Raw genomic sequence first — 22,164 nt, 5'->3', positions numbered from 1 at the left:
TTAGTTTTGGTCCCACCAAACTGGGAAGTTAATATCATTACCATTAGTAGCACTTGCTGCTTGATTATAGTTTTCGGCATTTAAAGCTTCTTCTTCTGTAGGATAAGGCATTCTTAAAGGTATTAACCCATTGTTTAAACTTGCAGAAATTGCATTAAATTCAGGGAAACCTGTGCGTCTGTATTCTACCCAACCTTCATAACCATTTATAAGATTAGCAATCCATTTTTGGGTGATAATTTGTTGTAAAGGCGTTGTTCCAGGTGCATTATAAGCAGCATTGGTTGTTAGGTAAGTTGCAGGTAAATCGGTTTGCCAATACTCAAAAGCTTGTGCGACTCCTGTTTCATATAATTCTTGTGCATTGGCACTAATTAAGCCTTTTAAAGCAGCTTCAGCTAAAATAAAATGAACTTCCCAAGAGGTAATAAAATTAGCATCCAAAACCGAAGTGTCTTCTCTAAAAGCACTTCCAGCTAACGAATAGTCTGCCAAAGCAATTGAAGTTGATGAGGCGTCAATACCATTTATTAAACCATTAAATTGATTGGAAGACGAGTTTTCAAAAGGTTTGAAAAACGTACTTATTCTATCATCATTTAGGTCAATTAAAATGTTTTCCATCGTTTCCGATAAGACAAAATTATTAAAATCTCCTATTCTTAATTGAGCTAATCTAAAGCTATTTGGATCTGTGTTTGTAAAGTTGAATATAGCATTTTCAGCTGTAGCTGAAATATAATTTCCTTCATCATATAAGCTTTGTAATTCAGTTGAAACATCCACTTGATCGGAAATACGAAGTAAATATTTTAATTTTAAACTATTAGCAAATTTTACCCATGCGTCTAAATTACCATTAAATAAAATATCTCCTTCCAACGGGATCGCTAAATCGTAATTTGTAATAGCTTCAATCCCTTTATCTAGATTATCTAAGATACCGTTTTCATTTAAATAAATAGATTCTTGACTGTCATAACTTGGTGTAACGGTCCCCTCAATTCCATTAAAGGCTTCAAAATAGGGCACATCACCAAATAAATCTGTTAATCCTGCTGCCATATATGCTTTTAAAATTAAAGCTGGACCTTCATAAACCTTAAAGGTTGAGGTGGTTTTAGATTGTGTTAATATAATCTCATTATCACGTAAATTGGTGTAAAATATAGGCCAAGGATTTCCTCCTAATTGTGGCGATTTTAAGGCGTGTCTGTCAAATAAATTGAAATCTAAAGCAGTTCTGTGTTGCGATAATAAATCACCAGCCACAAAACCTTCATAACTCATTTGTTCTCCAAAATCGTAAATAACCTGACGTAGTAGCAAGCTAGGTTGTACTGTGTTTGGTGCATTAGGATTGGTATTTATATCTTCAAAGTCTTTAGTGCAACTTGTCATTAAAACAAGAGTAAAAAAACTTAATATGTATAATGTGTTTTTCATGATGTGTCTATTAAAAATTTAAACTTGCTTTTAATCCAAAACTACGTGATGAGGCATAACTCATATCCTCAACTCCGCTTACAAAACCATTACCCTGAACCGCTAATTGTTCTGGGTCAAAATGTGGGTTTTCAGTAATAACAAATAGGTTTTTACCAATTAAAGACACTGCAATGTCTCCTCCTTCTTTTAAGCCTAGAAAACCTTCTTTTAATTTAAAATTGTAACCAACAGAAAATTGTCTCAACTTTAAGTAAGACGCGTCATAGATGTTATTTTGCTCTTGATTTCTGTCATAAAATTGTCTGTAATAGCTTTCTGCAGATATAGCTACAGTATTTGGTAAGCCTGTATTAACATTAACTCCTTCTGCTACAATACCTTCGTCAGGTCTGTATTCTGTTTCGGCTAATTGTCCTCCAACATTACCTAATGCGCTAGTTCTTGATACAATTTCGCCACCTTGTCTCCAGTCAAATAAAAAGCTTGCAGTCCAATTTTTATAGCTAAAGTCATTGTTCCAACCTAATGTGAAATCTGGATTATAATTTCCAAGTTTCTGCAAAAAATTATTGCTGATGTAATTCCCTTGGTCATCTAAAACAAATTCTCCAGTTGAGTTAGTACTATAACCTGTACCATAAATATCTCCAATCTGTCCACCTTCTTCAACTTGAAACCAAACCGTTTGATTGGCACTATCATAAATTCGGCTATAAGCCAAGGTTAAACGTCCATCTTCTTGAGGTAACTCTTCTATAGTTGCTTTGTTTTTAGCAAAATTGAAGGTTGTATTCCATTTAAAATTAGACGTCTTAATAGGAGTGAAGCCAGCAATAATTTCGACACCAGTCGATTTTACTTTTCCACCATTTACAACTTGTTGTTCATAACCGGATGAAATTGGTATTGGTAATGAAATTATTTGATCTTTAGTTATGGCATTATAATAGGTAAAGTCAAAACGAATACGATCTTTCAAGAAACGTAAATCTGCACCAAACTCGTAATTAGTGGTGCTTTCTGGTTTTAATTCTGAATTAGGAATAAAATCCTGATTGCTAAAAGTAGGTTGACTATTAAAAGGTGTTTGCGATACAAAAGCTCCTGAGGTTTGATACGGATTAGTATCGTTACCAACCTGTGCTACACTGGCTCTTAGTTTTGCAAAAGATACAGCTTCAGGAAGCTCTGAAACATTAGATAAAATAAAACTGGCTGAAGCCGAAGGATAGAAAAAAGAAGTACCATCAACTGAAAAAGGTGTTGCTAAAGCACTAGACCAATCATTACGACCTGTAATGTCTAAAAATAGAAAGTCTTTATAGCCTAATTTTGCAATTCCATAAAAAGAATTAATACGTTTTTTAGATTCAAACTGAAACACTTCAATAGGTGATGCAGCATTATTTAAATTAAAAATGCCTGGTTGCGCCAAACTAACCGTTTGTGATTGCTTGGTTGATGCTGTTTGGTTTAATCGGTTTCCACCAATAGATACATCTAGTTTAAAATCGCCAAACGTATTATTGTAATTTAATAGAAAATCGGTATTAACTTCTCTGTAAAACACATCATGTTCTGCGTAAGCACCATTTTGAAAACGATTACTAGAATAGGCACGTTTTAGTAGTCTTTTTTCAGACGAATAATCCATACCTGTTCTAACCTGTAGATTTAAATGGTCTGTAAATTTATGTGTAATAGCAACGTTTCCGAAGACACGATCACGATTAAAACTATTTGTGTTTTCGTATAAAATAAAATAAGGATTATCAAAGAAGGTGTAGTTAAAACTATATTGTTGTACACCTTCTAAACCTGGTTGCCAATAGTTTTTTAAGCTATTAATATCAAGACTTCGTGGTCCCCAAGCTACCAAACTGTAATTTACATTTTCGCTACCATAACCGTTAGATGGTCTGTTGTCGCTTGTAGAATTGGTGTAAGATAGTGAGGTTGAAATAGTCGTTTTTTCTGTGTGCTCAAAATTTAGTTTTGCAGCAACAGTTTGTCGGTCTAAATTCACACCAGGAATAATAGATTCGCTTCTTAAATCTGTAAACGATAATCTATAATCACCAGTATCAAAACCATTAGAAATAGCAATATTGTTTATTGTAGTAATTCCTGTTTGATAAAAATCTTTTAAGTTGTCTGGATTAGACTGAAATAAGGTTGGTGTAATAGCGTCACCAGAATATAAAGCAGTATCTCCACCACGTACAATAGTTCCGTTTGCTAAAGTCACTGGACTATTAAACTGCGGAAGGTAAATGCCAGCATCCAATTGTGGTCCCCAAGAATAGGTAATGTTATCATTAATTCCGCCTCCAAGACCATCAACGTATTCAAATTGTCCAGAATTACCTTGACCATAACTATTCTGAAATTCTGGTAATCTAAACGCATTGTCAAAAAATAACGACGTGTTAATGCTAATCCCTAAACCTTTAGTTTTTTTACCATCTTTGGTTTTAATAACAATCACTCCGTTGGATGCACGCGTACCATATAAAGCAGCAGCACTTGGACCTTTTAATACAGAAACTTCTTCGATATCGTCTGCATTAACTTCCATAGCTCCATTTCCAAAATCTATTTCCTGAAAACCAGCAGCAGCTTCGTTTGTAAAGTTAAAAACAGTATTATTATTAATTGGCACTCCATCTACTACAAACAAAGGATTGTTGTTAGAAAATGAAGCTTCACCACGAATCGTTATTTTTGAAGACGATCCAACACCTGTCGCACCTTGAGAGACTGTTACACCTGCAAGTTTACCAGCCAAATTATCAATAAAGTTAACCGTTTTAACTTCGGTTAAACCTTCACTTTTTAAAGATTGTACTACATATCCAAGTTCTTTTGTGTCTCGTTCTAGGCCTAATGCAGTAATGACTACTTCGTCTAAATTAGAGGTGTCTTCTTCTAAAATAACATTAATAACCGACTGATTATTAATAGCAATTTGTTGTGTTTTGTACCCAATAAACGAGAATGTTAAGTGTTCCGTTTCATCAGAAATTGTAATAGAATAATAACCGCTATTATCGGATATTGTTCCGTTGTTTAGGTCTGACAAAATATTAACGTATGCTAAAGTTTGACCATCTTGGGCAATTGTTATAGTACCAGTAATTGTGGTTTGTGCAACGCTAAATGTACAAACAAGTAGCAAAGCACATAAGTAAATGTGTTTCATTTAAGTTAAATTAGTTTCAGTATAAAATTGGCTAAAAGCCACTAGTGGTTGGTGTAAACTAATTTAGGAGAGCCTTTATTATAAGGTAATTGTATTGGAAGTAATCTGCGTTGTAACGTTATGTGTTTAAGTATCGCTTTCGCGGAAATACAAAGCTGTAGTATTATTGTTTTTAGTGCTTTTGAAACCGTTTTGTAACTATTTAATATAGCTTTTAAGTCTTTAAACGAATCGATGTCGTCTAAGGTTTCTAGGGTACTAAAAGTGACTTTAGTTGAAGATAAATAGTGTAATGTTGTGCTTTTTAAAGCTGAAGATTGCCAAGGTAAATTTTTAAATTGCTTAGCATTAAATAGGCTTTTGGTTAAGCCCATTAAATAAAAACCACCATCTTTTGATGGTCCAAAGACTAACTGATTGTTGTTTAGTTTTTGGTAAGCTTCATTAATATGTTTTGTTTTTAGGTGTGGCGTGTCGTTTCCTATAGAAATAACATTAGTATAACCACTATTAAAAACTGATTGAATAGCATTTGTAAAACGATCACCAAAGTTTAAACCTTGTTGCTGTGTTTCGGTAAAATGAAAAAAGGGTAATCCTGTTTTTTTAACTTTTCTAATCGTATCGTTTGTAAGAGTTTCAAACAACTGACTATCAGCAAAAGATTTGCGTTTAGCATCCTCTTTAGCAGAATTAGAAAAAATTAAAATGGCAGTTTTAGTCTTCATTTATGGATTTCCGCGACAGCGAAAAAAGTTAGTTTTATATTAAGCAACAACACCTTGACAGCTACTTCCTGCTCCAGCAGTGCAACCATAACAATGTTGTGAAATTACTATGTTTCTACCTTCAAGTAATTCGGTTTTATAGTCTGATATGTGTTTAGATTTACTGTTTACAGGTAGTTCTAGCATTTGATTAAAATCGCAATCAAATAAATAACCATCCCAACTTACAGACAATGTATTAGTACACATGACGTTTGCTACAGCAGCAGGATTATAAGCTTCTACTAATGAGTACATGTAATCTTCATAGTTTTCAGAAGCAATTAAATAATCTAAAAAACGAGCAATTGGTAAATTGGTAATCGCAAATAAGTTATGAAACTGAATGCTAAAATCTTCCAATAGTGCTTTTTTGAAATCTTTTTCCATAGCCATTTGATCACCTGGTAAAAAAGCTCCTGAAGGATTGTAAACTAAGTCCAGTTTTAAATCGCTTCCTGGCATACCATAACCAACAGCATTTAATTCTTGCAATGCTTTTATAGACATGTCAAACACACCTTCGCCACGTTGTTTGTCTGTTTTACCACGAGTCCAGTGTGGCATTGAGCTTATAACATGAATATTATGCTTTTTGAAAAACTGCGGTAAGTCGTAATATTTTTTATTAGCACGAATAATGGTTAAATTAGAACGTACAATAAAATCTTTAATTCCAATTTTTGAAGCTTCTTCTACAAACCATCTAAAATTTGGGTTCATTTCTGGAGCACCTCCTGTTAAATCTAAAGTATGCGCACCTGTTGTTTTAATAACATCCAAGATTTGTTGCATCGTCTCTTGGGTCATAATTTCCTTTCGGTCTGGACCTGCATCTACGTGACAATGCTCGCACACTTGATTACACATGTAACCAACGTTAATTTGTAGTATTTCTAGTTTTTTCGCTTTAAGCGGAAATTGACCAGTTTCAGAAATTTTATCTTTAAAGGTCGGTAATTCGCCATCAGCAAAAATTCCGCCAGATAAAATCTCTAATTGTTTATTGCTTTTTGCTAAATCGCTACCTAATTTTTTAAGGGATTTTGTTGCCATTAATCGTGTTGTCTTATTTGTAATTCTTACGTAAGTAATACCAAATTGGTTTTATTTTAACCGTCTAATTTGTTTACTTTATTCATCATTTGCACACCATGAACTAAAGTTGCACCGCTTTTTATAGCTGCGCCAACATGTATGGCTTCCATCATTTGCTCCTTTGTAATACCACGTTGTAAGGTGTCTTTGGTGTAAGCATCAATGCAATATGGACATTGCTCTGTATGTGCAACAGCTAATGCTATTAATGATTTTTCGCGAGCAGTTAAAGCGCCTTCTTCAAATACTTTTCCGTAATAGTCAAAAAACTTGTTTCCAAGTTCTTCATTCCATTCTGTTATTTTTCCGAATTTTCTTAGGTCCGCTGGATCGTAATATGTTTTTGCCATTATGATTTTTTTTAAAGATATAAATCTAAAACCGTTTTGTCGTAAAGTTTTAGTAGTACTAACAAAAGTACTGTTATTTATGATAAATTAATAGGTGGTAGGTTTTGGTAAGGTGTATTTTTTAGTTTGAATAACTTCGTTTTTAAGGACTGTTTTATTCAAAAAATAAAAGATATCGTCAAGATCTTCAGGATGTACATTAGCTGCATCATGAGTTCCATTTTTGACAAGGTTTAAAAAGTATGAACTTTCTAAAGTATCTAATTTTTCGGTAATAGTTTTAGCACCATGTAGCATAATATAACCAGGTTTTGTTGGTATACAGTGGTGGTGTGGAGCACTGCCAAAGGGTACAGCTTTATCCTGCGTACCGTGTGTAAGTGCTACTGGTATTGCATTGTCAATAGTCAAGTGGTCTATGTCCAAAAATGCACCAGAAAAACCAATTACTCCTGCAAATTTAATGTCTTCATACTTACTTAAATCTGAAATAAAAAAACGTCGCATAAATGCTGCATGTAGTGCTGTCTCTGCTCCAGAGCTGCTTCCTGCTGCAATAATTTTTGTTGTATCTATTTGTAGCATGTTGCTATTTTGATAGATAAAATTAGTAGCGTCTAAAAAATCGATAACTGCCTGATTAAAGGTGAACATCTTGTCTTCTTTACTACAATTGCAACTAAAGCCAGTATCTGTTCCTTTTCTTAATAATCTATATGTTATCGATACTCCAATATATCCGTTTTTATTGGCAGCATTAACGATATTCAACTCGTCAATACCATTACGTCCACCACTAGAAAATCCACCACCATGCATCCAAATGACAACAGGTAAGCTATCTGTTGGTTTAATGTTTTCTGGCGTGTAAACATCTAATTTAAGTGTGTCTAATCCTTTTGTGGCGTAGGTGTAAGTTTTCATGTTTTGAGCTGGACTGGAAAAAAAGGTTAATACAATAACTAGTATGCATAGGTTTTTCATAACACGTATAATAATCTAAATTTTGCCAAATAACAGATTTTTATGCTAAATATTTTAATTTAGCAATAAATATATTTCTATGGATTATTTTGTGATTGCATCAATATTAGTACTTATATCAGCCATTTTTGGGTATATAAATGTGCGGTTTTTAAAAATGCCTAATACCATTGGTTTAATGTTAATTACCATTGTGTTTACATTAGGAGTTTTTGCATTAAGTTATTTTGATGATACTTTACTAAACGCAGAGAAGTTTATAATTACACAAATAGATTTTAAAAGTGTTCTATTAGACGTTATGCTAAGTTTTTTGCTTTTTGCTGGTGCTTTGCATACTAATTTTGAGCAGCTTAAAGTACAACGTTGGCCTGTTTTTGCATTTGCGACCTTTGGTGTTTTGATTTCGACATTTTTAGTTGGTGGTGCTATGTTTTATGCATTGCCAATTGTAGGATTACATATAGATTTTATATTCTGTTTGTTGTTTGGTGCATTAATTTCGCCAACAGATCCTATTGCTGTTTTGGGTATACTGAAAAAGGCAGGTGTGCCTAAAAAATTAGAAACTAAAATTGTTGGAGAGTCCCTTTTTAATGATGGTGTTGGTGTTGTTATATTTTTAACCATTTTTAAAATTGCCGATTTAGGTATTGAAAACGTTAGTGCTTTAGAAGTTGTGGAGTTGTTTGGTGTTGAGGTGCTTGGTGGGATTGCATTAGGTTTGATTTTGGGTTGGATTACGTACAGATTAATGAAATCCATTGACGATTATGATATTGAAGTTATTATAACCCTAGCTGCTGTTATGGGAGGAACTGTTTTAGCACAAAAACTGCATATATCAGCGCCATTAGCAATGGTAACTGCTGGTTTGGTAGTGGGTAATGATACTGTTAGGGATAGTGCTATGTCTAAAACTACAGAAACCTATGTCGATAAGTTTTGGGAGTTAATTGATATTCTATTAAATACGATTTTATTTGTTTTAATAGGTATGGAAATGTTAGTGTTAACCTTTAAATTTGAGTATTTAACTGCTGGTTTATTAGCCATTCCTTTAGTATTAGTTTGCAGATATATTCTCGTTGTTAATACCGATAAAATTCTTTGAAAACAAGTTGGACTTTGTTCCAAAAACTAACCTGATTATGACTTGGGGTGGATTGCGTGGCGGAATCTCTATTGCATTAGCCTTAGGACTTACAGAGGTTATGGAGCGTGATTTAATTTTGGTAATTACCTATGTCGTGGTTGTCTTTTCTATATTAATACAAGGTATGACCGTTGGTAAATTAGTTAAAAAGTTAGAAATTAAATAGCCTTTATGCAAAACTGGATTAGTCTATTATCTGATTTTAAGGCAAAACAACAGCCCATTGCTTTTATTACGGTATCCAAATGTTTGGGGTCAACACCTTGCGTGGTTGGTTCTAGAATGATAGTGACCAAAGACAAACAAATTTACGGAACCATAGGAGGAGGGAAGTTGGAGTTTAAGGCTATTGACGAAGCCTTAATTGCTATTAACGACAACAGGATTATACAGTCTAGTTACACATTAGGACCAGAGTTTGAGCAGTGCTGTGGCGGAAAAGTCGAATTTATTATAGAGCCTATGAATCAATCGCCAGAGTTATTTTTATTCGGAGCAGGACATATCGGAGTAGAAATCTGCAAACTTTTAGTAGACACGCCTTTTAAAGTTAATCTTATAGATTCTCGAGACGACTGGTTTTCTAATTTAGAGTTAGATTCTAGTATTGCAACTCATCAAATCACCGAAACCGATTTTAAAACATTTAAGGATGTTGTAAAATGGGGTAGTAATAGCTATGTTTTAGTGTTAACGCATAATCATGCAATCGACTTTGATATTATAGCATTGGCGTTACAAAATCAAACTAAATTTTTGGGTTTGATTGGTAGTAAAACCAAAAAAGTAAGATTTAATAATATGCTTATTAAAGATATGAATATTCCTGAAGGCATGACTAATGTAGTTTGTCCCATTGGTTTAGACATTGGAGGCGATACACCCAAAGAAATTGCTATAAGCGTTGTTGCGCAATTGCTACAAGTACATTATCAATCTATACTTAAATAGTAATAATAAGTGTCATTGTTAGCAAGGCGAAGAATCTTTAAATGAAAAAAAACAAATCTATCATAGATAAATTAACTGCACTTTGGGCTTTAAATGAGTCCGGTTTGGGTGGCTTTTTGCACGTGTTTAATTCGCCATTTACAGGTTTAATTGTTGGCGGTGTTTCAATCTTGTTAATTAGCTTAATAGCCTTTTATGCTAAAAATAAATGGCAAGCTATTTTAAAAGCATTGGTTATTGTCTTGATTATTAAAATGGCAGTAAGTCCATATTCTCCATTCGGAGCGTATGTTGCAGTCGGTTTTCAAGCCCTTTGTGGTGCGTTTTTATTTTCTAATTTTTCTTGGAAAGGTTTTGTGATATTGGTTTTAGGGATGGTGACTTTTTTAGAGTCCGCATTGCAAAAACTAATAGTACTAACTGTAGTTTATGGTACTGGTCTGTGGGAAGCTATTAATATTTATGGGTCATGGGTTCAGAAAAAGTTAGACTTTGTCTCGGAAACTTCTACCACTTCTTTTTTAGTGACGTTATATCTAGTTGTATATGGTGTTTGTGGACTATTAGCCGGTTTATTTATTAAAAGTATTATTAAGATAATATCAAGAAAACCTGAAGTTGATTTTTATTTAGAAACAAAGCCAAAAGAATCAGAAAGCACTAAACGAAAAGTGCCCTTTAAAACCAAGGTTATTTGGGTTTGGCTAATTACGGTTGCTGTAATTGTTTTGGGATTTTCAATATTTGGAGGTGCTCTTTTTGGATGGCAAAAGGCTATTTATATCGTATTCCGAAGCTTTCTTATTTTAATGCTTTGGTATTTGGTAATTGGTCCTTTTTTATTAAAATTGGTTCAGAAATATTTAAGTAAAAAAGAATCTAAGTATCAAAAAGAGATTACAAATGCGATGGATTTGTTTCCTTATTTTAGACAAATTATTTCATTTACATGGAAACAAACGCAGCATTTAAAAGGATTCAACCGGTTTAAGTTTTTTATAGCCAATAGCATTTCTAATTGTATTCATTTTAAAATTCCTTCGGAATGATTTATATTCTCACAGGAGCAATACGATCCGGAAAAACAACAGCATTATTAAGCTGGTATAAAAACAGAAAGGATGTTGATGGGCTATTGTGTCCCGATGATGCTAACGGAAAACGTTATTTTCTGAAATTAAAAAATAAAACAATTTTTAAGCTTGAAGCTGAAGCTGAAACAGAAGCTATAGTTGCAATAGGAAGCTTTAAGTTTTTAAAATCGGCTTTTAATGAAGCTAATGACTATTTGAATTTAGAAGCTTCAAAAACAGAACCTAAATATTTAATTATTGATGAAATTGGTAAGTTAGAATTAAAAAATGAAGGCGTACATGTTTCAACCGAAGCTTTGATTTCTCAGTTTAAATCAATTGGTAACACACATCTTATTTTGGTAGTCAGAGATTATTTGTTGGATGCTGTTTTGGAGCATTATGACATTACTGAATGTTCTATTTTGACTACATCAGATTTAGAAAATTTGATTTAACTAAAAATAGTTTCGCCTAAAGCGTAATAAATTGCCATTATTGCGGAGTATATCGCGCTACCAAGAAAACGCCATTTTAATTTAAATCTATTCTGAATCAAGTAATTTGCTAAAAACGAAATTGGGATATTCACCAAAAAGGACCAAAAGGCAATTTCTATTAAATTAAAGCCAATGGAATTAAATTGTGCCGAAAATAATTTGATAAACAATAAATGTCTGGCAACCCATAGTGGATTAAAATATGCTATGGCTAAACCTGTTTTGGATAATACAGCGCGTGCACCTTTTAAGTCTTTAGTTTTTTTAACAATCCAATCAAAATAGTTAGGGATTTCAAACGCGTAAAAAGTGGCGCCAACAAATGCCATTCCTAGTAGTCTGTGCCAAGAATATTCGTCAACAATTAAAGCTGCTATTGTGTCTCCTGCACTATATATTAGTGCACCTTTAAGGATGTTTTGTGTTTTGTAATGTAGTGCGATAAGGCTTAATTATTTTTGGTATAAACCAGTTAATACCTTTTCAGGTGTCATTGGTGCATGAAATTGCAAGTCGTAGTTTGGATTAAAAGCTTTTATGGCATTTTGAAGTGCAAAATAAGCACCAATCCCATACATTAAAGGAGGCTCTCCCACAGCTTTAGATTTTAAAATTGCCATGTCGTTTCCTTCCGTTTCCACGGGAATAACCTCTACTGTTTTTGGTACAGAAAAAATATCTGGAATTTTATAGGTGGATAGTGCGTTGGACAATAATTTCCCTTCTTTATTATAAGCAATTTCCTCCATAGTCATCCAGCCAATACCTTGTATTAAAGCGCCTTCTACTTGACCTAAATCAATACCTTCACTCATGCTTTTTCCGTAGTCATGCACAATTTTTACACTGTCAAACTCATAAGTACCACGCATACAATCTATAGTTGTTGTTGTAATTGCGGTTCCGTAAACGTGATACGCAAAAGGATGTCCTTTTTCTTTAGTTTTATCAAAGTGAATTTCTGGAGTCGCATAATGTGCGTTTTCAGTTAAAGCAACACGTTTTAACATGGCTTTGCTTACTAATTCGGTCCAAGTTAAATCGGATTTTTTGTTATTGACATAAACAGATTCTCCTTGTAAAGTAATATCTATTTCTGAAACTTCTAAATCTTCCGAAGCCACAATTTTTAATCTTTCAACTAAAGCGTTACACGCCATTAAGGTTGCTTTTCCGTTTAAATCTGCGGTAGAACTGGCAGCAGAAGGCGACGTATTGGCAACACGCGTTGTATTAGTTGTTTCTATTTTAATTTTTTCAATAGGAATAGAAAACACATCCGCAGCAATTTGCATCATTTTAGTGTTAACACCTTGTCCCATTTCTACAGCAGCAGTACTAATACCAACGCTTCCGTCTAAATAAATATGAACCAAAGCACGAGCATGATTCATTGGTGTGTTTGTAAACGAAATACCAAAAGTAATAGGCATAAACGCTATTCCTTTTTTGAAACTTGTATTATTTTTATTGAAATTTTCAACCTCTTGTTCTAAAGCTTCAATATTAAATATGTTTTTAGCAGAATTCCATGTGTTTTTGGCTTCTACTTTTTTTGCAATTTGTCCATAAGAAAACGTGTCGTTTTCATCTAATAAATTAATTTCTTGAATTTTTCTAGCCGAAACTCCAATTTGGCTAGCAGCTTTTGCAATAGCAGACTCGATTACAAACATGCCTTGTGGTCCGCCAAATCCTCTAAACGCTGTGTTTGGTGGTAAGTTAGTTTTGCAACTCAACACTTTTGTTGTGACATTTGGTATGTAATAACTGTTGGTGGCATGAAACAAAGTACGCTCTGCAATTGCAGGCGACAAATCTGCAACTGCACCAGAGTTTTGTAAAAACTCGGTTTGATATGCTAGTATTTTTAGGTCTTTTGAAAGTCCAATTTTATAAGTACTTTCATAAGGATGGCGTTTTCCTGTCATGCGTAAATCATCATGACGATTTAATATCAGTTTTACGGATTGATTTAAGTGGTCCGCAGCCAAAGCAGCCATTACAGCCCAAGGTGTTGCTTGATCTTCTTTACCACCAAATCCGCCTCCAAGTCGTGTGACATCAACTTCAATTTTATGCATTGCAATGCCTAAAACTTTCGCAATTGTTTTTTGCACAGCTGTTGGTCCTTGTGTGGAGGATGTTACTTTTATGTTTCCGTTTTCTTGTGGTTCTGCGTAAGCACCTTGTGCTTCAATATATAAATGCTCTTGTCCGTTAGAAAATGTTTCGCCTTCAAAAATATAGTCACAGTCTGCAAATGCTTTGTCAGTATCTCCTAAGCTAAAAGAGCGTGGCGCATTAATAAAACTGCCTTTTGCTTTGGCTTCTTTAGCAGTTGTAATTACTGGTAAGTTCATTTTCGCCAGGGATGTCTTTATAAGTAAAAATGCGTGCGACACCTTCCAAAGCCTCTGCTTTAGAATAATCTATACGTTTTATTGTTCCATGTGCTTTTGGCGAATCAAACACGACTGCATGAAATGTTCCTTGTCTAATATTAACATCGTCAACATACAACGATTCGCCACGAACATGCGTGTACGAGTCTAAGTTTTTGATGCTTTTTTTAGTGAAACTGAAACAGCGTCTAGTTTTGTATCTAGGATTTTATTGTCTGTGTTTTTATGCATGTTGAATAAAATCTTTTAAGGTGAATTGCTCCGAGAACAAGGTAGTAAAATGAGCAAAGAACAATTGCCTAGCCAACAAACGCTTATAGTCGCTTGTGCCACGCACATCGCTAATTGGACTGATTTCTTTTTGAAGTATTTGATTAGCTTCAATTATAGTGTTTAAAGTCAAAGACTTATTAACTAAAAAGGCTGAGGTTTCGTGCAAGTATTTTGGAATGGCAGCAACACCTCCAATAGATACATGTGCTTCCAGTATAACATTGTTTTCAACCGTAATATGTATTGCAGAATTGACACTAGCAATATCCAAATGTGTGCGTTTGCAGACTTTTTCAAAGTTGAGAATAAGACTGTTTTGATGGTAACTTAAATTGAATACTTTTTAAAAGTTCTTCCTCTTTTAAATCGTAAGTTTTGTACCCTTTGTAAAAGTTTTTAAGAGCAATTGTGCGTTCTTTTTCTTCTGTATTTAATATTGTAATATTACTATTAAGCGAAAGAAAAAAGATGGTCATGTCTCCAATAGGAGAGGCGTTAACTAGATTACCTCCAAGGGACGCCATGTTTCTAATTTGTTCTGAAGAAACTAATTTTAAGTGTTTTCTTAAATTAGGTAACAGGGTGTTTAGTTTTTTATGATTCCATAAATCTGAAACTGTAGCATTGGTTCCGATTGTGCAAATACCGTTTTCAATTGTTATTCCTTTTAAATAGTCTTTTTCGGCAATTAGATGTACATCATTATCTGCTAAATTATCAGCTTGTTGCACGTATAAATCGGTTCCTCCAGAAACATATTTTCCTTTTGGTTGATTTAAATCTTTAGTTTCAATGTCTTTTAAACGTTGTGGAATGCTTTTAAAATATTCAGGAATAAATTGATTTTCAATTAACCAGTCAAACGTGGTGTTTGTGTTGTTGTCTAGTTTTTTTACAACTTGATGTGCTGCTTTTTCAATTGCTTTATATCCTGTGCACCTGCAAATGTTTCCGCTTATAGCGTCAATTGCATTTGAGTAATTTTTATCTGAATTTGATAATGCAAATCCTGTTAAGGCAACCACAAAACCAGGTGTGCAAAATCCGCATTGTGTGGCGTAATTTGCTTTCATAGCTTCTTGAGCTGTGGTTAATTTGTCTTTAAGATTTGTGCCTTCAACTGTAACAATATGTTTGCCATGTGCATTTCCTAAAGGTGAAATGCAAGAGGTAATACTTTGGTATTCCATGGTGTTACCATTGTGTGTTCCTACCAAAAGGGTACATGCACCACAATCCCCTTCACGACAACCAATTTTTGTTCCTGTTAAACGTTGTTGATAACGTACAAAATCCAATAAAGTGGTTCCGGAATGTTCCGAGGTTTTAATGGTTTTGTTATTTAGGATGAAGGTTATCATGTGGTTTGTTTTAATTGATTTTTAATTATAAATGAATTAAAATGTAACAATAGCGTCACTTCGAGTGAAATTCCCTTTTCGGAATTTTGTATCGAGAAGCTCTTTTTTGAAAATGTTCTCGATACATTTCGACAAAAAGTCGAAACACTCGAACTGACGTCATTGTTTATTTAGTATTCAGTTTTATCAATTTTTTTAGTCCATTCTTGAAAAGGCTCTAACGCTATTTCGCGTGCTAATTGCTCAAATGGGATACTTCTTTCTGCGTATGGTAATGGGATTTCTTTGTAAATAAATTCGTCATCAAAACCAATATTTGCAGCATCTACTTGATTACTTCCGTAATATACTTTGTCTGGTCTAGCCCAGTAAATAGCACCTAAGCACATTGGACAAGGTTCGCAAGAGGTGTATATTTCGCAACCATCTAATTGAAACGAGTCTAAATTTTTACAAGCATCTCTAATAGCTGTTACCTCTGCATGCGCAGTTGGATCGTTAGTAGAGGTTACTTTATTGTTTCCGCGTCCTACAATTTTTCCGTCTTTAACAACTACGCAACCAAATGGTCCACCTTCGTTGTTGTTCATTCCTTTTAAAGCTGCGTTTACAGCTTCTTTCATAAATTGATCTTTGTTACTCATACTATTTTTAATATTTTAAGTTGAAAAAAGTAGCATTAGCTAATATACTACTTTTTTATAGTGAATTATTAATCTTTGGTTAGTTCTTAAAACCAAAAAACCCGATTCAGATGAATCGGGTTTTTAGTGGTGGTGCCTCCAGGAATCGAACCAGGGACACAAGGATTTTCAGTCCTTTGCTCTACCAACTGAGCTAAGGCACCAGTAGCAATAAATTGCGAGTGCAAATATAGTTTCAATTTTAGAACTACCAAACAAAAAATCAAAAAAATTACAATGTTTTTTTACTTTTGTTTCTTTTGAAGGCTTATTTGTCTCAATTTCAATATTATAATATTATTAATACTTTTTAATACAATGGTTTTGTAGATTTACCATTTTTAAATGTAGAATGAATTTAATAGTAGATGTAGGAAATACCCGAACTAAACTAGCTGTATTTGATAAAAACAACATGATAACTGTTGTTATTGTTGAGCAGTCAGAAGTTTTGGATGGTATAAAAGAATTAAGAAAGTCTTATAACCAATTGCATTTAGCAATTATATCATCGGTTGGTGTTATAGATCAAGCTGTTGTTAATTATTTGAACCTACATTTTATTTTATTGGTATTAAGTCATGAAACGCCTTTACCATTCAATAATTTGTATGCGACTCCAAAAACATTAGGCATTGATAGAATAGCATTAGTTTGTGCCTCTGTGCAACAATTTGCTAATAAAAATGTTTTAATAATTGATGCAGGTACTTGTATTACGTATGATTTTATAACTAATACAAATGATTATTTGGGAGGTTCAATTTCTCCGGGAATAAGAATGCGTTATAAAGCATTACATAATCAAACCGCTAAATTACCATTGTTAGAAACACAGTTTCCGGAACATTTTATAGGAAACTCGACAATAAACGCAATAAATAGCGGAATAGTTTATGGTGTTTTAAGTGAAATAGATGGAATAATAGAACGTTATAGTGCTGATTATTCAGATTTAACAATAATTTTAACAGGAGGAGATACTAATTTTTTGTCTAAACAATTAAAAAGTAGCATATTTGCCAACTCAAATTTTCTTTTAGAAGGTTTGAATTTCATATTACAATACAACACAAACGGATGATAAAAAAACTTGTATTAGTTTTTATTGCAGTTTTTGCAATTCAAAGTTACGGACAGGAGGGAACAGCTTCACCATATTCTTTTTATGGTATAGGAAGCTTAAAATTTAAAGGATCGGTTGAAAATCGTAGCATGGGAGGGTTAGGTGTTTACAAGGATAGTATTCATATTAATTTTTCAAATCCAGCAACTTATGGTGGTAACAATCTTGCAACTTTTAATAATGAAACAAGACCAGTAAAATTTACAGTTGGAGGAAGCCATACAACTACTGATCTAAAATCTGATAATGGAAGTGATAGTGCTACAAGTACTACTTTTGATTATTTAGCTTTAGCTTTTCCTGTAGGGAAATTTGGTTTTGGTTTTGGACTACTACCTTATTCCTCTGTTGGGTATGAGTTAGAAACTCGTAATGCCAATGATATGGTTGATTACAGATATGCAGGAGAAGGAGGTCTAAATAAGGCTTTTTTAGCTTTAGGATATCAAGTTAACAAAAGTCTTAGTGTAGGTGTACAGATGGATTATGATTTTGGTAACATCCAAAACAATACAATTAATGTATTGTATAATGACGCTGATGAGCCACTACAATATTACTCAGAAGAGAGTAATAGATCAGATTTAAGTGGTTTAAATTTTAATTTAGGAGTGCATTACCAAAAAATGATTTCGCCTAAATTAGAGTATCAAGGATCGATGACTTATACACCAGAGATTAAATTGACGTCTCAAAACCAACGCTCAATATCTACAATTGATGTCTCTTCTGGTTTAACAAATCAAATTGATATAGACTTATCTGCAACTAATTTAAAAGAAACAGAATTAACTTTGCCTTCTAAATTTACTATTGGGTCTGGTATTGGTCAGCCTAGAAAGTGGTTTGCAGGTTTAGAATATACTTCACAAAATACAAGCGAATTTTTTAATCCTTTGTATGATAATGTTGGAGCAACGTTTGAAGATGCATCAAAATTATCTTTAGGAGGATTTTATATTCCTGAGTACAATTCGTTTTCAAGCGGTTGGAAAAGAGTTACTTATCGTGCAGGTATGCGTTTTGAAAATACAGGGTTAATTATAAATGATGAGTCGATAAAAGAGTTTGGCATGTCTTTTGGAGTAGGAATACCAGTTGGAGTTTGGTTCTCTAATGCTAATTTAGGAGTAGAGTTTGGACAAAGAGGTACAACCACTGCTAACTTAGTAAAAGAAAACTTTGTTAACTTCCAATTAAGTTTATCACTAAATGATAGATGGTTTAATAAAAAGAAATATAACTAACAGCATAAAATTAAAGATTATGAAAACTAAAATCACTTTATTAATAGCCCTGTTTTTGGGTCTGTCAGTCGGATTTGCTCAAGATGAGCAAGAATGTATGACTAAATTGTCCTTAATGACTGAAGCTTCAAAAGCTAAAAATTACGAAGCTGCTTACCCATATTTTATGGAGTTAAGAAAAGACTGTCCAAAATATAACAAAGCGATTTACGTGTATGGAGAAAAAATACTAAGCCACTACATAAAAAAATCTACTGGAGCAGAAAAATTAGGTTATGTAAATGATTTAATTTCAATGTTTGACGAGAGAATGGCAAACTTTGCAAGTATTTCTCCTGTTGGAGAGTATCAAGCAGAGCAATGTCAACTTAAGTATGATAACAAAGAAGCTTTAGGTTTAACAGATCAAGATGTTTTTGATTGTTTTGATGCTGCGTATAAAGCAGACAAGGATAGCTTTAAAAGTGCTAAGAGTTTATATGTTTACTTTAAGTTAATGGTAAGCTTATATGATTCTGAGAACAAAACTGCACAAGACTTATTTGATAAGTATGATGATGTTGCCGAAAAAATTGAAGAAGAAACAGCATTTAACGCTAAAAAACTTAATGAGTTAATCAATAAAGAGGATTCAGGTGTAGCATTAACTAAAAAAGAAGGTCAATACAAAACATATTATAGTGCAATGGTTGATGCTTTTGATAATGTACAACTTGGTGTTGATAAAGAATTAGGAGATAGAGCGAACTGTGAAAACTTAATTCCGTTATACCAAAAAAATTACGAAGCAAACAAAACAAATGCAGTTTGGTTACAACGTGCAATGAACAAGTTATACGAAAAAGGATGTAAAGAAGATCCAATGTTTGTAACTATTGTAAAGCAAAAAAACACAGTACAACCAGATGCTAGTACATCTTACTACTTATATGTTATTACAGGAGAGCAAAAGTATTTAGACCAAACTATGGATCTAGAAACAGATCCATTTAAAAAGGCTAAATTATATTACAAAGCTGCTTCAGACTTTAAAAAGAGTGGAAGTTATGGTAAGGCAAGACAATATTACCAAGAGTCTTTAAACCTTAACCCATCTAACAAAAACCCTCACTTACAGATAGCATCAATGTATGCAAGTAGTGCAAACAGTTGTGGTGATACAAATTTTAACAAAAGAGCTGTGTTCTGGTTAGCTGCTAACGAAGCTGCTAAAGCTGGTGGAGCAGGATCTAAATACGTAGAAAGCTATAACGCTAAAGCACCTACTAAATCAGAAATATTTGCTGAAGGTAATGCTGGTCAAAGTATTAAAATTGGATGTTGGATAGGTAGAAGTGTAACAGTACCAAACCTATAATGCAAAATATTAAATTACATATATTAAAAAACTCAGTCATAGCATTAGCTATGACTTTGTTTTTTGCATGTAAAAACAATTTAGACGATGTAAAAAAAATGGGTATGTCTGCTAATGATCCAGTAGGTGTATCGGATAGTATTAATGTAAAATATACAGACTCAGGTCGTCTAGCAGCAAATTTAGTTAGTCCTAAAATGTATGATTTTAGTAATAGGGCTTTTTCTTATTCAGAGTTTCCAGAAGGTGTTGTTTTGCATTTGTATGATAAAAACCGAGCTAAGACTACTATTATATCAGATTACGCAATACTTTATGACAACACCAATCTTATTGATTTAAGAGGTCATGTTATTGCAGCTACTTCAACAAATGACACCTTGTTTGCAGAGCAATTATATTACGATCAAAGTAAACAATGGTTATTTACTAATCTTCCAGCAACATACAGAGCCAAAGGATATGTAACTAGCGGAATGGGATTTGATTCTGACAGAGACTTTAAAAAAGCTGAAGTTTTAGGTGTTACAGGTCAATTTGCTGTTCAAGAATAATATTTCCTTTCTAATAAAAAGAATACTTTTTTAGTATCTTTACTTATCAATTTATATTTAAATGAAAACTTTTAAATTTTTTCAATACGCTTATTTAGTATTTGCAGTACTTTTTCTTTACGATGCTATTGCAAGTTGGGGAGAAACCAGAGCATATATGTCTCTTTTATTAGGTGTAACAGCAGTGTTTATGTTCTTTTTCAAAAAAAGATTTAATAAAAAGTTCGAAAATCAAGATCGTAAGTAGATGCTTAGCTCAATACTTATAATTGTTACGTGTTTATTATTATCAGCTTTTTTTCAGGAATGGAGATCGCATATGTATCGTCCAATAAAATCCATATTGAAATAGAAAAAAAGCAAGATGGTTTTTTAGCTAAAATTTTATCTAAAATAACAGCTAAACCATCAAAATTTATTGCAACAATGCTTATAGGTAACAATATAGCATTGGTTATTTATGGTTTTTTTATGGGTGATTTGCTTATGGATTGGTTTCAAAGTATGTTGCCAACAGACAATGCATTTGCCTCCTACATGTTAGTAGATTTAAGTTTATTGTCGCAAACCATATTATCCACGTTATTAATTTTATTTACTGCCGAGTTTTTACCAAAAGTATTTTTTCAGATATATTCTAATACACTATTAAAAGTATTAGCCTTTCCAGCTTATATTTTTTATGTGATGTTTAGTTGGGTGTCTGACTTTGTTATTTGGATCAGTGATGTGGTTTTAAAAAAATTCTTTAAAACAGAAGGGGACCAAGTACAATTAGCATTTACAAAAGTTGAGTTAGGTCACTATATTAGTGAGCAGATGGAAAGCATCGAAGAACATGAAGATATAGATTCCGAAATTCAAATTTTTCAAAATGCTTTAGAGTTTTCAGAAGTTAAAGCAAGAGAGGTTATGGTACCTCGTACAGAAATTATAGCCTTAGAGCTTCAAGATACAATCCAAGACCTTAGCGCATTGTTTACTGAGACAGGATGTTCTAAAATATTGATATATAAAGAAACTATAGACGATGTTTTAGGCTATGTACATTCTTTTGACTTATTTAAAAAACCAAAAAATATTGGTTCTATGATTATGCCAATAGAGTTAGTTCCGGAAACTATGTTAGTTAAAGATATACTTAACGTTTTAATTAAAAAACGTAAAAGTATAGCTGTAGTGGTGGACGAGTATGGTGGAACTTCTGGTATAATGACAGTGGAGGATATTGTTGAAGAGTTGTTTGGAGAAATAGAAGATGAGCATGATACTATTGACTTAATTGAAGAACAAAAGGATGCAACAACCTATGTTTTTTCAGCAAGGATAGAAGTAGATTATCTAAACGAAACCTACAAGTTAAATCTACCAGTAGGAGAAAACTACGAAACCTTAGGAGGTCTAATTGTGGATCATACCGAGGAGATTCCGCAGCAAAATGAAATTGTTTCGACAGAAAAATTCAACTTTAAAATCTTAGAAGTTTCAAACACCAAAATTGACTTGGTAGAGCTTCAAATTAAAGAAGAAGACTAATATTTTAAGATAAATACTAACTATTTTACTAACAGTATTTTTAATTAATATATTTATTATAATAAAGTGCTTTTATTATTGAATAGAAAATG

General features: G+C 33.0%; 20 protein-coding genes, 1 tRNA gene and 2 pseudogenes. 10 read left to right on the top strand and 13 right to left on the bottom strand.

The window, feature by feature from the left end; genetic code table 11:
* From AC0L3M_RS09990 to AC0L3M_RS09965, 6 genes are all read right to left on the bottom strand, one after another.
* Complete coding sequence (locus AC0L3M_RS09990; RefSeq protein ID WP_473430638.1) at nt 1-1,446, bottom strand: SusD/RagB family nutrient-binding outer membrane lipoprotein; 1,446 nt, start codon at nt 1,444-1,446, stop codon at nt 1-3.
* Nucleotides 1,447-1,456: 10 nt separating this feature from the next.
* Nucleotides 1,457-4,651 carry a SusC/RagA family TonB-linked outer membrane protein gene (locus tag AC0L3M_RS09985; RefSeq protein WP_473430637.1) on the bottom strand — a complete coding sequence of 1,065 codons (3,195 nt, stop codon included), beginning with the start codon at nt 4,649-4,651 and terminating at the stop codon, nt 1,457-1,459.
* 41 nt (nt 4,652-4,692) lie between these two features.
* Nucleotides 4,693-5,379, bottom strand: coding sequence for a TIGR04282 family arsenosugar biosynthesis glycosyltransferase (locus tag AC0L3M_RS09980; protein WP_473430636.1), 687 nt, complete (start codon nt 5,377-5,379; stop codon nt 4,693-4,695).
* Nucleotides 5,380-5,418: 39 nt separating this feature from the next.
* Nucleotides 5,419-6,474: an arsenosugar biosynthesis radical SAM (seleno)protein ArsS gene (gene arsS, locus AC0L3M_RS09975; RefSeq protein WP_473430635.1), complete on the bottom strand. Its 1,056-nt coding sequence runs from the start codon at nt 6,472-6,474 to the stop codon at nt 5,419-5,421.
* Between the two features lie 56 nt (nt 6,475-6,530).
* Nucleotides 6,531-6,866, bottom strand: coding sequence for an arsenosugar biosynthesis-associated peroxidase-like protein (locus AC0L3M_RS09970; protein WP_090838001.1), 336 nt, complete (start codon nt 6,864-6,866; stop codon nt 6,531-6,533).
* 87 nt (nt 6,867-6,953) lie between these two features.
* On the bottom strand, nt 6,954-7,790 hold the full coding sequence (locus AC0L3M_RS09965) for an alpha/beta hydrolase (RefSeq protein ID WP_473430634.1): 837 nt from the start codon (nt 7,788-7,790) through the stop codon (nt 6,954-6,956).
* Nucleotides 7,791-7,929: 139 nt separating this feature from the next.
* Here AC0L3M_RS09965 and AC0L3M_RS09960 point away from each other — a divergent pair.
* From AC0L3M_RS09960 to AC0L3M_RS09945, 4 genes and pseudogenes are all read left to right on the top strand, one after another.
* A pseudogene (locus tag AC0L3M_RS09960) lies at nt 7,930-9,172 on the top strand (cation:proton antiporter).
* Nucleotides 9,173-9,177: 5 nt separating this feature from the next.
* Nucleotides 9,178-9,957: a xanthine dehydrogenase accessory protein XdhC gene (gene xdhC, locus AC0L3M_RS09955; RefSeq protein ID WP_473430633.1), complete on the top strand. Its 780-nt coding sequence runs from the start codon at nt 9,178-9,180 to the stop codon at nt 9,955-9,957.
* A 41-nt stretch (nt 9,958-9,998) separates the two neighbouring features.
* A complete protein-coding gene (locus AC0L3M_RS09950; RefSeq protein WP_473430632.1) occupies nt 9,999-11,006 on the top strand; it encodes a hypothetical protein in 1,008 nt (335 codons plus the stop codon).
* Entirely contained in the window at nt 11,003-11,488 is a 486-nt protein-coding gene (locus AC0L3M_RS09945) for a nucleoside-triphosphatase (protein ID WP_473430631.1), read from the top strand. Before AC0L3M_RS09950 ends, AC0L3M_RS09945 begins: the two co-directional genes overlap by 4 nt.
* Here AC0L3M_RS09945 and AC0L3M_RS09940 read toward each other — a convergent pair.
* The 7 genes from AC0L3M_RS09940 to AC0L3M_RS09910 form a co-directional block, all read right to left on the bottom strand.
* Complete coding sequence (locus tag AC0L3M_RS09940) at nt 11,485-11,859, bottom strand: hypothetical protein (RefSeq protein ID WP_473430630.1); 375 nt, start codon at nt 11,857-11,859, stop codon at nt 11,485-11,487. The two genes, AC0L3M_RS09945 and AC0L3M_RS09940, sit on opposite strands and share 4 nt — an antisense overlap.
* A 123-nt stretch (nt 11,860-11,982) precedes the next feature.
* Nucleotides 11,983-13,893 carry a molybdopterin cofactor-binding domain-containing protein gene (locus AC0L3M_RS09935; RefSeq protein ID WP_473430629.1) on the bottom strand — a complete coding sequence of 637 codons (1,911 nt, stop codon included), beginning with the start codon at nt 13,891-13,893 and terminating at the stop codon, nt 11,983-11,985.
* Entirely contained in the window at nt 13,865-14,053 is a 189-nt protein-coding gene (locus tag AC0L3M_RS09930) for a hypothetical protein (protein ID WP_473430628.1), read from the bottom strand. Before AC0L3M_RS09930 ends, AC0L3M_RS09935 begins: the two co-directional genes overlap by 29 nt.
* A gap of 105 nt (nt 14,054-14,158) precedes the next feature.
* Nucleotides 14,159-14,479: a hypothetical protein gene (locus AC0L3M_RS09925; RefSeq protein WP_473430627.1), complete on the bottom strand. Its 321-nt coding sequence runs from the start codon at nt 14,477-14,479 to the stop codon at nt 14,159-14,161.
* A gap of 22 nt (nt 14,480-14,501) precedes the next feature.
* Nucleotides 14,502-15,569, bottom strand: a complete 1,068-nt coding sequence (locus AC0L3M_RS09920; RefSeq protein ID WP_473430626.1) for an FAD binding domain-containing protein — start codon at nt 15,567-15,569, stop codon at nt 14,502-14,504.
* Nucleotides 15,570-15,739: 170 nt separating this feature from the next.
* Nucleotides 15,740-16,213: a nucleoside deaminase gene (locus AC0L3M_RS09915; RefSeq protein ID WP_145003773.1), complete on the bottom strand. Its 474-nt coding sequence runs from the start codon at nt 16,211-16,213 to the stop codon at nt 15,740-15,742.
* 127 nt (nt 16,214-16,340) lie between these two features.
* Nucleotides 16,341-16,416 (bottom strand) — tRNA-Phe (locus AC0L3M_RS09910).
* Between the two features lie 188 nt (nt 16,417-16,604).
* Here AC0L3M_RS09910 and AC0L3M_RS09905 point away from each other — a divergent pair.
* The 6 genes and pseudogenes from AC0L3M_RS09905 to AC0L3M_RS09880 all read left to right on the top strand — a co-directional run bounded on the left by AC0L3M_RS09905 (nt 16,605) and on the right by AC0L3M_RS09880 (nt 22,072).
* On the top strand, nt 16,605-17,336 hold the full coding sequence (locus tag AC0L3M_RS09905; protein WP_473430625.1) for a type III pantothenate kinase: 732 nt from the start codon (nt 16,605-16,607) through the stop codon (nt 17,334-17,336).
* Nucleotides 17,333-18,625: a hypothetical protein gene (locus tag AC0L3M_RS09900; RefSeq protein ID WP_473430624.1), complete on the top strand. Its 1,293-nt coding sequence runs from the start codon at nt 17,333-17,335 to the stop codon at nt 18,623-18,625. The genes AC0L3M_RS09905 and AC0L3M_RS09900 overlap by 4 nt, the downstream gene beginning before the upstream one ends.
* Nucleotides 18,626-18,644: 19 nt before the next feature.
* On the top strand, nt 18,645-19,982 hold the full coding sequence (locus AC0L3M_RS09895) for a hypothetical protein (protein WP_473430623.1): 1,338 nt from the start codon (nt 18,645-18,647) through the stop codon (nt 19,980-19,982).
* Nucleotides 19,982-20,536 carry an LPS export ABC transporter periplasmic protein LptC gene (lptC, locus tag AC0L3M_RS09890; protein WP_292947792.1) on the top strand — a complete coding sequence of 185 codons (555 nt, stop codon included), beginning with the start codon at nt 19,982-19,984 and terminating at the stop codon, nt 20,534-20,536. The genes AC0L3M_RS09895 and lptC overlap by 1 nt, the downstream gene beginning before the upstream one ends.
* 61 nt (nt 20,537-20,597) lie before the next feature.
* Entirely contained in the window at nt 20,598-20,783 is a 186-nt protein-coding gene (locus AC0L3M_RS09885; protein WP_028283348.1) for a hypothetical protein, read from the top strand.
* Nucleotides 20,784-22,072: pseudogene (locus AC0L3M_RS09880) on the top strand (hemolysin family protein).
* Nucleotides 22,073-22,164 lie beyond the last annotated feature (92 nt).

It is taken from the genome of Olleya sp. KJ81-1 (assembly GCF_055808135.1).
Note: the sequence above shows the minus strand (reverse complement) of the source record. Positions and strands in the feature narration are given on the sequence as shown.

Excerpts from the sequence above, each read along its gene's own strand:
- AC0L3M_RS09905 (WP_473430625.1), top strand. The coding sequence starts at position 16,605 with ATGAATTTAATAGTAGATGTAGGAAATACCCGAACTAAACTAGCTGTA.
- lptC (WP_292947792.1), top strand. The coding sequence starts at position 19,982 with ATGCAAAATATTAAATTACATATATTAAAAAACTCAGTCATAGCATTA.
- xdhC (WP_473430633.1), top strand. The coding sequence starts at position 9,178 with ATGCAAAACTGGATTAGTCTATTATCTGATTTTAAGGCAAAACAACAG.
- AC0L3M_RS09900 (WP_473430624.1), top strand. The coding sequence starts at position 17,333 with ATGATAAAAAAACTTGTATTAGTTTTTATTGCAGTTTTTGCAATTCAA.
- AC0L3M_RS09980 (WP_473430636.1), bottom strand. The coding sequence starts at position 5,379 with ATGAAGACTAAAACTGCCATTTTAATTTTTTCTAATTCTGCTAAAGAG.
- arsS (WP_473430635.1), bottom strand. The coding sequence starts at position 6,474 with ATGGCAACAAAATCCCTTAAAAAATTAGGTAGCGATTTAGCAAAAAGC.
- AC0L3M_RS09990 (WP_473430638.1), bottom strand. The coding sequence starts at position 1,446 with ATGAAAAACACATTATACATATTAAGTTTTTTTACTCTTGTTTTAATG.
- AC0L3M_RS09915 (WP_145003773.1), bottom strand. The coding sequence starts at position 16,213 with ATGAGTAACAAAGATCAATTTATGAAAGAAGCTGTAAACGCAGCTTTA.
- AC0L3M_RS09940 (WP_473430630.1), bottom strand. The coding sequence starts at position 11,859 with ATGGCATTTGTTGGCGCCACTTTTTACGCGTTTGAAATCCCTAACTAT.
- AC0L3M_RS09970 (WP_090838001.1), bottom strand. The coding sequence starts at position 6,866 with ATGGCAAAAACATATTACGATCCAGCGGACCTAAGAAAATTCGGAAAA.
- AC0L3M_RS09935 (WP_473430629.1), bottom strand. The coding sequence starts at position 13,893 with ATGAACTTACCAGTAATTACAACTGCTAAAGAAGCCAAAGCAAAAGGC.
- AC0L3M_RS09920 (WP_473430626.1), bottom strand. The coding sequence starts at position 15,569 with ATGATAACCTTCATCCTAAATAACAAAACCATTAAAACCTCGGAACAT.
- AC0L3M_RS09895 (WP_473430623.1), top strand. The coding sequence starts at position 18,645 with ATGAAAACTAAAATCACTTTATTAATAGCCCTGTTTTTGGGTCTGTCA.
- AC0L3M_RS09985 (WP_473430637.1), bottom strand. The coding sequence starts at position 4,651 with ATGAAACACATTTACTTATGTGCTTTGCTACTTGTTTGTACATTTAGC.
- AC0L3M_RS09945 (WP_473430631.1), top strand. The coding sequence starts at position 11,003 with ATGATTTATATTCTCACAGGAGCAATACGATCCGGAAAAACAACAGCA.
- AC0L3M_RS09950 (WP_473430632.1), top strand. The coding sequence starts at position 9,999 with ATGAAAAAAAACAAATCTATCATAGATAAATTAACTGCACTTTGGGCT.
- AC0L3M_RS09965 (WP_473430634.1), bottom strand. The coding sequence starts at position 7,790 with ATGAAAACTTACACCTACGCCACAAAAGGATTAGACACACTTAAATTA.
- AC0L3M_RS09885 (WP_028283348.1), top strand. The coding sequence starts at position 20,598 with ATGAAAACTTTTAAATTTTTTCAATACGCTTATTTAGTATTTGCAGTA.